The following is a 12794-nucleotide window of genomic DNA, read 5'->3' as shown; positions in this document are numbered from 1 at the left end:
CCGGGTGGACCCCGGCGCGCCCGTGGGGCGCGCCGGGGCCTGAGGCTCAGCCCTGGTCGAGGGCGTCCTGCACGAGCTTCATGAACTCCTCGGGCGAGAGCTGGCCCGTGACCAGGAGCGCCGCGTTGGTCGAGGAGATGTTGCTGGCCTTGGCGTTGAAGAGCGCCTCGAACCACAGCACGCTGTCTTTCGCGGACGAGATCTCGTCGGCGATCGTCTGCGAGATCGGGGGCAGGTCGACCTTTTCATCGGCGATGAAGCCGGTGATCTGGCCCTGCTTGAGCGCTTCGTTGCCGTAGTTGGCGGCGATGCACTTCAGCCATGCGCCCACCCCGTTGTCCTTCGAGTACGTCTTGGCGTTGAAGGTCGCCGGCAGGCCCACGTTCGAGGGGTACTCGTCGATCGAGCCCTTGCCGCCGTCGACGGCCGGGAACTTGAAGAACCCGACGTTGTCGGCGCCGATCTGGTTGGTGTCGCCGTTGATGTTGCCCAGCAGCCAGCTGCCCATGTAGATCATGGCGGCCTTGCCGGTGAGGAACTCGTTCGTGGCGGCGTCGTAGTCCAGCGACGCGACGTTGTCGCCGAAGTAGCCCTGCTTGCCGAGGTCGGCGATCGCGGCGGCGGCCTTGACGTATTCGGGGTCGGTGAGCTTGGCCTTGCCGTCGGCGACGGCCTGGAGGGCGTCGGCGCCCAGCGAACGGAAGAGGTAGCCGCTGACGAGGCGGGTCAGGGGCCAGCCCTGCTCACCCGAGGCCGCGAACGGCGTGAGGCCGGCGGCCTTGGCCTCGGAGGCGACCTTCAGCAGGTCGTCCCACGTCGTGGGGACCTCCCAGCCGTTGTCGGCGAACACCTGCTTGTTGTAGAAGATGCCCTCGATGTTGTACTGGAACGGCAGGAAGGTGAAGTCGCCGCCGTAGAGCTTCTCGATGGTCGAGACGGCGCCGTCGGAGATCTTGTCGCGGACGCCGAGTTCGGTGAGCGCCTTGTCGAAGTCGACGAGGTAGCCGTTCTTGGCGAGCTTCGCGCCCTCGGCCGGGTTGCCGCCGGCGGAGAACATCGGGGGGAGGCCGTCCTGCGTCGCGAGGAGCTGCACCTGCGCGTCGAGGTCGGCCTGGGGGATCGAGCTCACTTCGAGAGGGAGTGCCGTGTTCTCGTCGGTGCACTCGTTGTCGGCGAGTGCCTGGAGCACGGGCTCCGTCGTGGTGTTCTCGGCGTTCTTCAGGAACTCGAGGCTCTTGACGTCCTCGGTGCTCGAGGATCCGCCGCCGCCAGAGCAGCCGGCGAGGATGAGCGCGCTGGCGCCCAGCAGAGCCGCTGCACCGATGAGCGGCTTCCGCAGACGCCGTCGTTCTGCTGTGAACACATTTCCTCCTTGAAAAGTGGGGACGTCTTCTTTGAGACGTTTCAAAAGGATCGTAAGATGGAGTGCAGGCGGCTGTCAAGCGGATTTGAAACGTCACAATAGGATAACGCCGAGCCTCCTCGATGCGCTGGTGCAGGAGAGTTTTTGAAACGTTCCGATTCGGCAGCGCGGTCGGCGGGCCCTCCGCTACAGTGCTGTTCAATCTGTCGGCGCCGAAGCCGACCGAGCCAGAAGGGGCTGCAATGGCCAAGACCGGCATCCGCGGGGTCGCCGAGGTCGCCGGTGTCGCCGTCGGCACCGTCTCGAACTACCTCAACCATCCCGATCGCGTATCGGCCGACAAGGCGCTGCGGATCCAGGCCGCGATCGACCAGATCGGCTTCGTGCCGAGCAACGCCGGCCGTCAACTCCGTCTCGGAGTCAGCAGCGTCATCGGCTACATCTCGCCGAACGTCAGCAACCCCTACGTCTCCGAGATCGCCGAGAGCGTCGAGCGCCGCGCGACCGAGCGCGGTGTCACGGTCTTCCTCGCGAACTCGCACCGCAGCCGCGAGCGCGAGGACGACTACCTCGCCGTCTTCGAGCAGCACCAGGTGCTCGGCCTCCTCGTCTCGTCGGACGGCCCCATCGAAGACCGCCTCGCGAGTGTCAGGCGTCGCGGCACACCGTCGGTGCTCGTCGGCCAGCGCGCCGTGTCGTCGGAGCAGCCGTCGGTGTCGATCGACGACGTGTCGGGCGGACGCCAGGCGGGCCGCCATCTTCTGGAGATCGGATGCCGCCGCCTCGCGGTCGTCGGAGGCCCGCTGAGTCTGCCGCAGATCGCCGACCGCTTCGCGGGTCTCAGCGAGGTCGTGCGCGAGTCCGGCGGGGCGACCCTGGAGTTCATCGACGAGACCGACCGCAGCGTCCGCGGCGGCCTGTCGGTAGGGGCAGCGCTCATGGCGAGGGCGCCCGAGATGCGCCCCGACGGGATCTTCGCCGTCAACGACCTCCTCGCCCTCGGCATCATGCAGGTGCTCGTGCTCGGCGGTGTGCGCGTGCCGCAAGAGGCAGCCATCATCGGCTACGACGACACGGCCTTCGCAGAAGGCTCGCTCATCCCGCTCACGAGCGTGCGCGGTCGGCACGACGGCTACGGCACGGCGGTCGTCGATCTGCTCTTCGACGTCATCGAGGGTCGCGCGATCGACGATCCGCATCGTGTGTTCGCTCCCGATCTCGTCATCCGCGCGAGCACGCAGGGCTTCGGCGGCCGCTGAGCCCGCGTGGCCGCAGCCCGGGCGGCCCCGGCCGGCCGGGGCCCCGCACGTCAGAACTCGCTGAGGGTCCTGCGTCCCTCGAGGTGGGCGATCATGTTGAGCACGAGGAAGTTCCAGTTCTGGAAGCCGTGCGTGATGATCGGCTCGCCGCTGTCGGGGTGGTAGTACTCGTGCAGCGAGCCGTTCGTCTCGAGGTCTCGCCCGAACAGGCGCACGGTCTTCTCGGCGAGGTCGGCCGCGGCATCCGTGAACCCGTACTTCACCAGACCTCGGAAGACCAGGTAGTTGCTGATGCCCCACACCGGTCCGAGCCAGTTCGAGGGGTTGTTCGAGGCGCGCAGGTCGTACATCTTCTCGAGGCGCGAGAGGGTGCGCACGCCGTAGTTCGCATGGAAGGTGCGGGTGTCGAGGTAGCGCTCCACCATGCGCTCGGCCTGCTCCTGCGAGGCCAGGCCCGCCCACAGCGGGAGGAAGCTCGACCAGTTGTCGACGCGGATCGGCAGCGAGCTCCACCGACGGGGCGCTCCGCGGTGCAGCCAGTCGTCGGGGTCGATTGCGCGCAGCCCGATGTCGACGCTGTAGAACGTGCCGTCGCGCTCGTCCCACGCGTGGCGGTTGAGCGCGTCGACGAGGTCCTGCGCCTTCCCGCGCGCGACGTTCGCGGCCGGCGCATCGCCCGACAGCTCGAGCAGGTAGCCGTAGGCCAGCAGCTCGCGGTAGAGGAGGCTGTTGAGGTAGATGGCCGCCGTGCTCTTGTCGGGGCGGTAGTAGACCGAGGGGTCGTTGTCGATGCCGACGGCGAAGTCGGTCTGCCAGTAGGCCAGCCCCGTCTCGGGGTGTACGTGGCTCTCGAGGTAGCGGTCGATGAACGCGCCGATCGTGCCGAGCTGGGGCTTCAGCCACTCTACGTCTCCGCGTCGCTGGACGAGCAGCGCCGCGTGCTGGGCGAGCACGGGCTTGTGCATGTTCTGCGAGAATCCGCCGGCGCGGCCGGGATCGCCGTGCGTGAGCGACCCGGTCGGGCTCAGCTGGATCGGCATGACCCCGTCGGCGTCGGTGTGGTCGAGGAAGTTGAGGATGCTCCCGCGCTCGTACTCGAAGAACCGCCCCTCCTGGCCGGTGTCAGCCTCGACCTGCGCGAGGGCGATGCTGATGGTCCAGGAGTCCCAGTCCCACAGCGCGCTGGAGTAGTACGGCGAGCCGGGACTGCTCGGCACGGTGTAGGGGTGCGCGAGGTGTCCTTCAGGCTCCCGCGTCATCTCCTCGGCGCTCTCGTGGATGTAGGACTCGAGAAGGCGGACCCAGCGGTCGTGCATCGTTGCTCCTGCTGCTCTGTTTCGGCTGCGCCGTGTGCGCAGTCCCGGATGTCAAAAGGTGAGAGAGACCCAGCCGCCGGCGGGGACGGATGCCGCGCGCTCGACGCCGCCGACGACGACGCTCGCTCTTCGCTCCGTCGTGTCGAGGTTCGCGACGAGCACGATCGTGTCGCCTGATCCCTCGGCGCCGACCGCCCACAGCAGGCCGTCGCGGCTCGGCGCGACGAGGAGTCGTGCCCCGGCGAGCCCGGCGAGGGCGCGCAGCGCCGCGGCGACGGGGCGGTCGGTGCCATCGGCGCGGACGGCGCCCCGCGGGCCCCACTCCTCGAAGTACGCGATGCTCGCGACGCCCGGCACGGCGAGGGCCGCGGCGCTCGCGATCGTCCAGGCGGCGAGCTCCGGGGCATCCTGCCGGACGTCGTCCGCGTCGGCGAACTGGGGGCCGTAGCCGCGCGCGAGGTCGGTGTCGGGGGCCACCGGCGGGCGCGCCGTCGCCACATCGTTGAACCGGGGGCGCGGCGTCACGGGGCCGATGTGCACGAGGGCTCCGCCGGCGAGGCGCACGGCCTGCTCGGCGACGAGGCGCTGCATGCCGAGCGCCTCGACGAGTTGCTCGGTGGTGAGGCTGTGGAACAGCGGCGTCGTGCTGAAGACGATGCCGTCGAGGTCGCGGGGGATCCGCTCGCGCTCGCGGTTGAGCTCGGTGAAGTGCGCGCGCGAGCCCCCGACGATCGGCGCGTCGAGTCCCGCGCGGGCGACCGCGCGCCGGAGGGCGGCCGCGACATCCGTGTCCGTCACGTGGGTGAGGGGATCGAAGGCTCCGATCCGCACGACGGCGAGGCCCGCGAGTGCGCCGACGATCTCATCCAAGGCGCCGGGGTCGGCGGGGTCGACGACGAGTCGCACATCGAGCGGCCGGCCGGATGCCGCGGCCCGCGCGAGGGCGGAGTGCCGGCTCGGTGCGGCGAGATCGAGCTCCACCAGGAGCGTCGGGGCTACGGGGGCGAGGACCGGTGCGGGGTCGGGCGCCGAGGACGCTCCGACGACGATGTGGGGGAAGGCGACGCCGGCATCCGTGAGCTCGAGGCGGCCCGGATCGGGGCGGGGCGCGGGCGCGGTGCGCGGGGTGACGCGCACGGCGATCGCCTGGCGGACGTGCTCGCCCGCGGCGAGCGGGTAGGGGAAGGGGAGCGAGAGGGGACGGCTGTAGGTCTTGTACGACGCATCCGTCCAGTTGCGCTGGTCTTCCATCTCGAACACGTCGCCTGTGAAGCGCACGTCGATCGCGAGGCCGTCGTCGTCCCATTCCAGGCCGGTGATGTCGAACGCGGGCTGGTCGGGGCTGATGGCGATCGGGAAGACGGATGCCTCGACCGAGGCGTCCGAGTGCGTCACGGTGAGCGCGTGTTCGGCGATCTGCGGCGGGTGCAGCACGACCAGGCCGGTGCGGTTGGTGTCGAAGGGGGTCGTCGAGACGGCGTCGAAGCTCACGACGAGGAGGTCGGGTGTCGCGTCGACGCGCACCGTGCCGCGAAGCTCGGCGCCGTAGCCCTCGGTGTGCACGAGCAGCTCGAGGGTCGTGTCGGTCTCGACGATCTGCTCGATCACCCAGGCCGCGGTGTTCCAGTCGCGGTCGCGCACGACGGCGCGGATGCTGCGCAGCACGCGGCGCCCGTCGTAGGTGAGGTCGGCGAGTTCGTCGTCGCGGAGTTCGATCGCCCAGGGCCCGCCCCGCCAGTGGCGGGACGGGCCGTGCGAGCCGTGCCAGGAGTCGGTCATGTCAGAGCGAGGTCATCCCGCCGTCGACCTGGAAGAGCGCGCCGGTCGCGAAGGCGCCGTCGTCGCTCGCGAGGTACACCATGATCCCGGCGACGTCGTCGGGTGTGCCCGCACGGCCCAGCGGAATGCGGCCGATGATCGCGGCGCGAGATTCCGGGTCTTCGCTGATGGCGGCCACGAGCGGGGTCTCGGTGTAGGCGGGCTGCACCGTGTTCACGCGGATGCCCTTCGAGGCGTACGCCGCGGCGACCGTGCGGCCGAGCCCGTGGATGCCGGCCTTCGAGGCGCTGTACGCCGTGAAGTCCCTGCCCTCGCCGTTGACCCCCGTGGGGCTGCCGGTGAGGATGATCGAGCCACCGCCGCGCGGGAGCATGGAACGCACCGCGTGCTTGACCGTGAGGAAGGTGCCCGTCAGGTTGATGTCGAGCGTGCGGCGCCAGACGTCGAGGTCGAGGTCGGCCGCGGGGGCGTCCTGACCGAACAGCTGCACGCCGGCGTTGGCGACGACGACATCGGGCGCCCATCCGTCGGCCTCGATCTCGGCGAAGGCGGCCTCGACCGCGGCCTCATCGGAGATGTCCATCGTCACCGCGCGCGCCGACTCGCCGATCCCGGCCGCGGCCTGCGCCGCGCCCTCGCCGTTGCGATCGGCGAGCACGACACGCGCGCCCTCACGCGCGAAGCGCTGTGCGACCGCGAGGCCGATGCCCAGCGCCGCGCCCGTGACGAGCGCCGTCTTTCCGTCGAGCTGTCCCATTCCCGGACGCCTCTCTGTTCGATGCTCTCGCGGACTCACCGCTGGATGTGGTCGAGGTGCAGCATGCGCGCGAGGTTCTTGTCGAGCTCGTCGTCGCGGAAGATCTTCTTCCAGTCCTCCTTGATGATGCTCTCGCGACCGTAGTCCATCGCGATGAGGCAGGCGTCGCTGAACGGGTTGTCGCCGCGGAGGCCATTGGCCAGCGCCACCTGCGTGTGGCCGTACAGGATGCTGCGGGCCGCCGCCTCGGGGACGCCCATGGTGTGGATCGCCTCGTCGAGGGCCTCGTTGAGGAGCGCGCCGATCATGCACGCGACAGTCTCGACGAGGGTCGGCTCGAGCTGCGCGAGCTGCTTGATCGTGACGAAGTGCACGTCGATGACGGGGGCGTAGATCGCGCGGACGGTCGCCTCGACGATGGCCTTGTGGGCGGGCTCGTCGCTCTCGACGGCGGCGATCGCGTCCTGCGGGGCGGCGATGCCGCCGAACGTGTCGGCCCACTCCTCCTTGGTCGTGCGCTCGAGGAACACCGAGGGGTGGCAGGGGTGCGCGACGGCCTGCACGACGTCGTCGCGGGTCGTGAGCAGGCCCGCGTAGGCGGCGGCGGGGTCGAGGGTCAGCACGATCGCCCCCGTCTTGAGCTGTGGCACGAGGTCGGCCGTGACGGGGCCGAGCGCGAGGTCGGGGACGGCCAGGACGACGATGTCGGCGTCTGCGACGGCGGTCGAGGCATCCGTCAGCTCACGGCCCGCGTCGATCGTGCGCTGCTGTCCCGCGGGGGAGTTCTCGACGAACGAGACCGTGTGGTCGGTCTTCACGAGGTTGTCGGACACGCGCATGCCCATCTTGCCGCCCGCGCCGATGACGGCGATCTTGTAGGTGTCGGTCGTGGTGCTCATCAGATGCTCCTCAGGTGCTGGACGGTCGCGCGGGTCCATTCCCGCTCGGTTCGGATGGTGGTCTCGGCATCGCCCTGCCAGGGCAGCCAGTGCTCGACGATCTCGTCGATGCCGCGCTCGCGCGGGCGCACCCGCTCGAGCAGGTGCGGGTAGTCGTGAAGGCCTTCGCCCATGCGCGCGCCGCTGTAGGTGAACCCGACCCAGCCGGGCTGGCGGTCGAACGCGAAGTCCTTGACGTGCACGTTGGCGACGACGCCGGCGGTCAGCTCGACGCAGGTGCGGGGCAGTTCGAGACGCGCGACGACGTTGGCGGGGTCGAGGCAGATGCCCAGCTGCGGGCTCGCGAACGACTCCACGAGACCCACGAGGTCGGCGGTGGCGACCTGCTCGTAGGTCTCTAGCGCGAGCGTGACCCCGGCCGCTTCGTACGCGGGAAGGGCTTCGCGCAGCTGTGTCTCGGCCTCGGTCAGCGTCGGCCGGGAATCCGGGCCGTAGAGCATGCTGCGCACCAGGCGCGCGTCGAAGGCGTCGGCCAGGCGCAGGTAGCGGGCGAGGTGGCGGGGCTCGATGCCCTTCGTGCCGAGCTGGATGGCGAGGCCGAGGTCGCGCGCGGCCGCGGCGGCCTCGGCGACCTCGGCGCCGGTCATCTCGTCGAGCGGTGCGAAGTCGCAGATCTGGAAGAGGTCGATGTCCATCGCGCGCGTCGCCTCGAACGCGCCGCGGAGCGAAAGCGGCTCGGTCGCGCGGGCCGAGTGCTGCCAGAAGAAGGCGTACGTGCCGAGCCCGATCATCCCGCCCCCTCCGCTCCCGGCCGCGGCCCCTCAGCCCCCGTCCCCGTCCCCGTCCCCGGACGCTGAGCCTCCATCTGCGCGCCGAGAGCGTGGGTGGCACCCGCGGTCTCGGCGCTCAGGTGGAGGCTCACGGTTCCGGCCTCGGGGAGGGGGAGGGCGGCGGCCTCGTCGAGGACGGCGAGGAGGGACTCGACGTCGTGCGCGAAGCGGCCGAGGAAGAGGCCGTCGACGGCATCGCCGAGCTCGGTCAGGAGGCCGGGTCCGGCCGATCCGCCGTAGATCACGGCGCTTCCGCCGCGGCCGGGCAGCTCCTGCAGCGCCGCGCGCAGGGCGCGCGTCACGGCGGCGATGTGCTCGACGGGCGCGGGCTCGGGTGCGCCGATCGCCCACACCGGCTCGTACGCGACGATGACGGGCCCGTCCGGGGCTGCGGCCAGGTCGGCGCGGACCTGCGCGATCGTGGCGGCCGCGGCATCCGTCCCCGAAAGACGCTCGGTCTCGCCGACGCAGAGCACGGGGGCGATGCCGTGGCGCAGGGCCGCAGCCGTCTTGGCGGCGACGACTTCGTCGGTCTCGCCGAAGAGACGGCGGCGCTCGGCGTGCCCCACCTCGGCGACGCGCACGCCCGCCTCGGCGAGCTCGGCGGCGCTCACCTCGCCGGTGTAGGCGCCGGGCTCGTAGGCGGCGACGTCCTGGGCGCCGACGAGCACGGGCGTGCCCGCGAAGGCGTCGAGGGCAGGAAGGATGACGAGATACGACGGGATGACGAAGAGCGCGACGTCTCCGGAGGTCAGGGCCGGGTGGCTGCGGGCGGCCTCGGCGACGCGCGCGCACCAGTCGACAGCCTGATGATGACCGAAGTACATCTTCAGGCTCACTCCCACCACGGCCCGGGGCATCAGCGCGGCGCTCCCACGGTCAGCACTGCCCCGTCGTCTCGTATTGGTCGATGACGGCGACTTTGTCGGCGGATGCCGAGGCACGGTCGAACCGGTACGTGAGCCACTCGCGCACCAGCCGGCGGGCGAGCTCGATCCCGACGACGCGCTGGCCCATCGTGAGCACCTGGGCGTCGTTGGACAGGACGCTCCGCTCGACGGAGTAGCTGTCGTGCGCCGTCACGGCGCGGATGCCGGCGACCTTGTTCGCCGCGATGGCGACGCCCAGGCCCGTGCCGCAGATGAGCAGCGCGCGATCGGCCTCGCCCTTGGCCACCAGCTCGGCCGCGGCGATGGCGACCCGCGGGTACGGGGTGTGACCGTCCGCGTCGACACCCACGTCGATGACCGAGGCCACGCCGTCGTTGCGCTCGAGGTCCTCCTTGAGGATCTCCTTGTAGTCGAGGCCGGCGTCGTCGCTTCCGACGACGATGCGCAGGGGCTGTGCCATGTCAGTTCCTTTCGAGGGGCTGGTCGAGGTCGGTGGGGTCGACCGTGTCGAGCGCGTTGTGAGTGCCCGCGGCGACGACGTCCGCGACGGCCGTCGCCAGCAGGGCGAGCGACACGGCGCCGGGATCGGGCGTGCCGAGGCTGTGCTCACCGTGGGTGCGCGCGCGGCCCATGCGGGGGAGGAGGTCGGCGCTGGCCACGGCGGCGCGCGTCGCGGCGTCGGCGGCGACGCGCCACGCATCGGCGAGGCGTGCCCCCGCGTCGATCTGCTGGGTCAACTCGGAGCTGAAGGGCACGAGCGCGTCGACCATGGTCTTGTCGCCGACCTCGGCCTTGCCGTAGGCCATGACCCCTGCCCGGCCCGCAGCCACGCCGCTCGCGATCGCGGTGCGGGTGGGGCGCCCCTCGTCGCCGAGTGCACCGGCGACGGCGGTCAGGATGACCCCCCACAGCGCTCCCGAGGTGCCGCCGGCCTTGTCGGACCACGCGTCGGCAGCGTGCGCGAGGGTCGTGCCTGCGCCTGCGCCTCCCTGCGCGGCGGCACGGCCGGCGTCGAGCGCCGCGTGCGAGCCGCGCTGCATGCCGATGCCGTGGTCGCCGTCGCCGGCGATCGCGTCGATCCGGCCGAGTTCGTCGGCGTGGGCGTCGATCGTCGCCACGACCGTCTCGAGCGCCGCGACGACGGTCCGCGCGGCGGCGCGCGAGGCGTCGTCGGCGGGAGGGATGTCCAGGACGGCGTCGAGGGTCTCCTCGGCGTCGCGGCGGCGCACCTGCGCGGCGACCGAGCCGCGGCGGTACGCGGGGGTGTCGACGGGGGTGTCCCACAGTGCGGCGAGCTCGTCGTCGAGCCAGAACAGGGTGAGCGAGACGCCCGCCATGTCGAAGCTCGTGCAGTACTCGCCCACGTGCGGGTCGACGATCTCGATGCCGGCGCCCTCGAGCAGCTGCGCGACCCGCCGGTAGACGACGAATAGCTCTTCGTACTTGAGCGATCCGAGGCCGTTGAGCACCGGCACGACGCGGGCGCCCCGAGCTTCGACGCCGTCGGGCACCTCGGGGAGGAGCTTCTCGACGAGGAGCTCGGCCAGCCCGTCGGCGGTGGGGATGTCGGTCTCGTCGATGCCGGGCTCGCCGTGGATGCCGAGGCCGACCGCCATCCGCCCCTCGGGGACGCTGAACAGCGGCTGCTCCGCCCCGGGCAGCGTGCAGCCCGTGAAGGCCACCCCGAACGAGCGCGTGCGCTCGTTCGCGAGTCGTGCTACTCGCGCGACCTCGGCGAGGTCGTAGCCGGCCTCGGCCGCCGCCGCGGCGGCGCGGAAGACCGTGAGGTCGCCCGCGATGCCGCGGCGCTTGTGCTTCTCGCGCGGCCCGGCGCTGGAGATGTCGTCGGTCACGGTGACGGTCTCGCAGGAGATGCCCTCCGCACGGAGCCTGTCCTGCGCGGCGTCGAAGTTGAGCACGTCGCCGGCGTAGTTGCCGTAGCTGAAGAACACGCCTCCGCCGTTGTCGGCGGCCTTCGCGACCGCCGCGATCTGCTGCGTCGAGGGGGAGGCGAAGAGGTTGCCCATCGCCGCGCCGTGCGCGAGGCCCGGGCCGACGAGGCCGCCGAACGCGGGGTAGTGGCCCGAGCCGCCGCCGATCACGACCGCGACCTGACCTTCGGGCGCCACGGTCGCGCGCACGACCCCGCCCTGCACGCGTCGCACCGAGCGGGCGTTGGCCGCGACGAAGCCGTCGATCATCTCGTCCGCGAAGGCGGACGGCTCGTTCCACAACCGGGTCATCGGCCTCTCGCCCCCTGAGACTTGCTCTCGGCCACCTCGACGTGAGCGTCGGCGGCCTGCTCGTCGATGATGCGCTCGACCGGCGCGATCCGGTTGCTGCGTGCCAGGAGCAGCATCAGCACCGCCGAGAGGAGCATGAAGAAGCCGACGATGAACATCGGCACCTCGTAGCCGCCCGTCAAGTCGTGCACGGCGCCCGTGATGTACGGGGCGCTGAAGCCCGCCAGGTTTCCGATCGTGTTGATGAGCGCGACGCCGGCCGCGGCGGCGGCTCCCGTGAGGAAGCGCGTCGGCAGCGTCCAGAAGTTCGGGAGCGCGGCGAAGATCGCCGAAGCCGTGATCGTGATGACGGCGATCGTCGCGACGGGCGAGCCTGCGAAGAGGGCGACGGGGATCGTCACTCCGCCGACGAGGGCCGGGATGGCGATGTGCCACGTCTTCAGGCCGCGCTTGGAGGCATCCCGCGCCCAGAAGTACATGATGATGGCGGCCGGCAGGTAGGGGATCGCGGTGATGAGGCCCTTCTGGAACACGTCGAAGGTCTGGCCCGTCTGCGCCTGGAAGCCCTCGATGATCGTCGGCAGGAAGAACGCGAGCGCGTAGAGGCCGTAGATGAAGCCGAAGTAGATGAAGGAGAGCACCCACACGCGGCCCGACTTGAAGGCGAAGCGCACCGAGACGTGCTTCTCACGCTTCTGGGTCTCTTCGCGCTCCTTTGCGAGGGCGTCGGTCAGCCAGACCTGCTCGTCGTCGGTCAGCCACTTCGCGTCGGCCGGCTTGTCCTTGAGGTAGAACCATGCGATGACGCCGACGACGATCGCGGGGATCGCGACGCCGAAGAACATGAAGCGCCAGCCCTCGAGTCCGAAGAACACGGCGTGCTGCTGGATGAGCCAGCCGGCCAGCGGGGCACCGAACACCGTCGTCAGGGGCTGGGCGAGGTAGAAGAGCATGAGGATGCGGCTGCGGTACTGCGCGGGCACCCACAGGCTGAGGAACAGGATCGCGCCGGGGAAGAACCCGGCCTCGGCCACGCCCAGCAGGAAGCGCAGGAAGACCAGCTGCTCGAAGTTCTGCACCCACGTGAACAGGAGGGCGACGATTCCCCAGCTGACCATGATGCGCGAGAGCCACCGGCGGGCGCCGAACCTGTGCAGCGCGAGGTTCGACGGCACCTCGAGAAGGATGTAGCCGATGAAGAAGACGCCCGAGGCGAAGCCGAACTGAGCGGCGCTGAGCGCGAGGTCTTCGTTCATGCCGTTGGGGGCGGCGAACCCGATCGCGGTGCGGTCGAGGTAGTTGATGAAGAACATCAGCGCGACGAACGGAACGAGGCGCCACGCCACCTTCCGGATCGCGGAGCGCGCGACATCGGTCTGCGCGGGGGGAGAGGTCTGGTCCACGTTGACTCCAGGGTTCTGATCGACGGCCATCGGCGAGGATGATAGCCAGTATGAC

General features: G+C 70.7%; 11 protein-coding genes. 1 reads left to right on the top strand and 10 read right to left on the bottom strand.

What is annotated here, in order from left to right; genetic code table 11:
- Positions 1–46 precede the first annotated feature (46 nt).
- Positions 47–1363: an ABC transporter substrate-binding protein gene (locus ACSBPH_RS07700; protein WP_442577001.1), complete on the bottom strand. Its 1317-nt coding sequence runs from the start codon at positions 1361–1363 to the stop codon at positions 47–49.
- Between the two features lie 242 nt (positions 1364–1605).
- Here ACSBPH_RS07700 and ACSBPH_RS07695 point away from each other — a divergent pair, with 242 nt between their 5' ends.
- Complete coding sequence (locus ACSBPH_RS07695) at positions 1606–2622, top strand: LacI family DNA-binding transcriptional regulator (RefSeq protein ID WP_442577000.1); 1017 nt, start codon at positions 1606–1608, stop codon at positions 2620–2622.
- A 50-nt stretch (positions 2623–2672) separates the two neighbouring features.
- On the opposite strand, the gene ACSBPH_RS07690 is transcribed toward ACSBPH_RS07695, so the two are convergent.
- The 9 genes from ACSBPH_RS07690 to ACSBPH_RS07650 are packed head-to-tail and all read right to left on the bottom strand — an operon-like array spanning position 2673 to position 12769.
- Positions 2673–3938, bottom strand: coding sequence for an MGH1-like glycoside hydrolase domain-containing protein (locus ACSBPH_RS07690; RefSeq protein WP_442576999.1), 1266 nt, complete (start codon positions 3936–3938; stop codon positions 2673–2675).
- A gap of 51 nt (positions 3939–3989) precedes the next feature.
- Positions 3990–5717 (bottom strand): hypothetical protein, encoded by a 1728-nt coding sequence (locus ACSBPH_RS07685; RefSeq protein ID WP_442576998.1) that lies wholly within the window; start codon positions 5715–5717, stop codon positions 3990–3992.
- Position 5718: 1 nt separating this feature from the next.
- Entirely contained in the window at positions 5719–6474 is a 756-nt protein-coding gene (locus ACSBPH_RS07680) for an SDR family NAD(P)-dependent oxidoreductase (protein ID WP_442576997.1), read from the bottom strand.
- A gap of 35 nt (positions 6475–6509) precedes the next feature.
- Positions 6510–7373: a phosphogluconate dehydrogenase C-terminal domain-containing protein gene (locus ACSBPH_RS07675; protein WP_442576996.1), complete on the bottom strand. Its 864-nt coding sequence runs from the start codon at positions 7371–7373 to the stop codon at positions 6510–6512.
- Positions 7373–8164 (bottom strand): sugar phosphate isomerase/epimerase family protein, encoded by a 792-nt coding sequence (locus tag ACSBPH_RS07670; protein ID WP_442576995.1) that lies wholly within the window; start codon positions 8162–8164, stop codon positions 7373–7375. The genes ACSBPH_RS07675 and ACSBPH_RS07670 overlap by 1 nt, the downstream gene beginning before the upstream one ends.
- Positions 8161–9063: a triose-phosphate isomerase family protein gene (locus tag ACSBPH_RS07665; RefSeq protein WP_442576994.1), complete on the bottom strand. Its 903-nt coding sequence runs from the start codon at positions 9061–9063 to the stop codon at positions 8161–8163. Before ACSBPH_RS07665 ends, ACSBPH_RS07670 begins: the two co-directional genes overlap by 4 nt.
- Positions 9064–9082: 19 nt before the next feature.
- The gene (locus ACSBPH_RS07660) at positions 9083–9553 is read right to left on the bottom strand and encodes a ribose-5-phosphate isomerase (RefSeq protein WP_442576993.1); all 471 of its coding nucleotides are present in this window, start codon (positions 9551–9553) and stop codon (positions 9083–9085) included.
- Between the two features lies 1 nt (position 9554).
- On the bottom strand, positions 9555–11336 hold the full coding sequence (locus tag ACSBPH_RS07655; protein ID WP_442576992.1) for a dihydroxyacetone kinase family protein: 1782 nt from the start codon (positions 11334–11336) through the stop codon (positions 9555–9557).
- A complete protein-coding gene (locus tag ACSBPH_RS07650; protein WP_442576991.1) occupies positions 11333–12769 on the bottom strand; it encodes an MFS transporter in 1437 nt (478 codons plus the stop codon). The genes ACSBPH_RS07655 and ACSBPH_RS07650 overlap by 4 nt, the downstream gene beginning before the upstream one ends.
- Between the last annotated feature and the right edge of the window lie 25 nt (positions 12770–12794).

This window comes from Microbacterium sp. F51-2R (assembly GCF_052180235.1).
Lineage (GTDB): Bacteria > Actinomycetota > Actinomycetes > Actinomycetales > Microbacteriaceae > Microbacterium.
Note: the sequence above shows the minus strand (reverse complement) of the source record. Positions and strands in the feature narration are given on the sequence as shown.

What these genes read in the sequence shown, in the direction of transcription:
- ACSBPH_RS07685 (WP_442576998.1), bottom strand. Translation starts at nt 5,717, where the DNA reads ATGACCGACTCCTGGCACGGCTCGCACGGCCCGTCCCGCCACTGGCGG.
- ACSBPH_RS07660 (WP_442576993.1), bottom strand. Translation starts at nt 9,553, where the DNA reads ATGGCACAGCCCCTGCGCATCGTCGTCGGAAGCGACGACGCCGGCCTC.
- ACSBPH_RS07670 (WP_442576995.1), bottom strand. Translation starts at nt 8,164, where the DNA reads ATGATCGGGCTCGGCACGTACGCCTTCTTCTGGCAGCACTCGGCCCGC.
- ACSBPH_RS07650 (WP_442576991.1), bottom strand. Translation starts at nt 12,769, where the DNA reads ATGGCCGTCGATCAGAACCCTGGAGTCAACGTGGACCAGACCTCTCCC.
- ACSBPH_RS07655 (WP_442576992.1), bottom strand. Translation starts at nt 11,336, where the DNA reads ATGACCCGGTTGTGGAACGAGCCGTCCGCCTTCGCGGACGAGATGATC.
- ACSBPH_RS07690 (WP_442576999.1), bottom strand. Translation starts at nt 3,938, where the DNA reads ATGCACGACCGCTGGGTCCGCCTTCTCGAGTCCTACATCCACGAGAGC.
- ACSBPH_RS07695 (WP_442577000.1), top strand. Translation starts at nt 1,606, where the DNA reads ATGGCCAAGACCGGCATCCGCGGGGTCGCCGAGGTCGCCGGTGTCGCC.
- ACSBPH_RS07675 (WP_442576996.1), bottom strand. Translation starts at nt 7,373, where the DNA reads ATGAGCACCACGACCGACACCTACAAGATCGCCGTCATCGGCGCGGGC.
- ACSBPH_RS07665 (WP_442576994.1), bottom strand. Translation starts at nt 9,063, where the DNA reads ATGCCCCGGGCCGTGGTGGGAGTGAGCCTGAAGATGTACTTCGGTCAT.
- ACSBPH_RS07680 (WP_442576997.1), bottom strand. Translation starts at nt 6,474, where the DNA reads ATGGGACAGCTCGACGGAAAGACGGCGCTCGTCACGGGCGCGGCGCTG.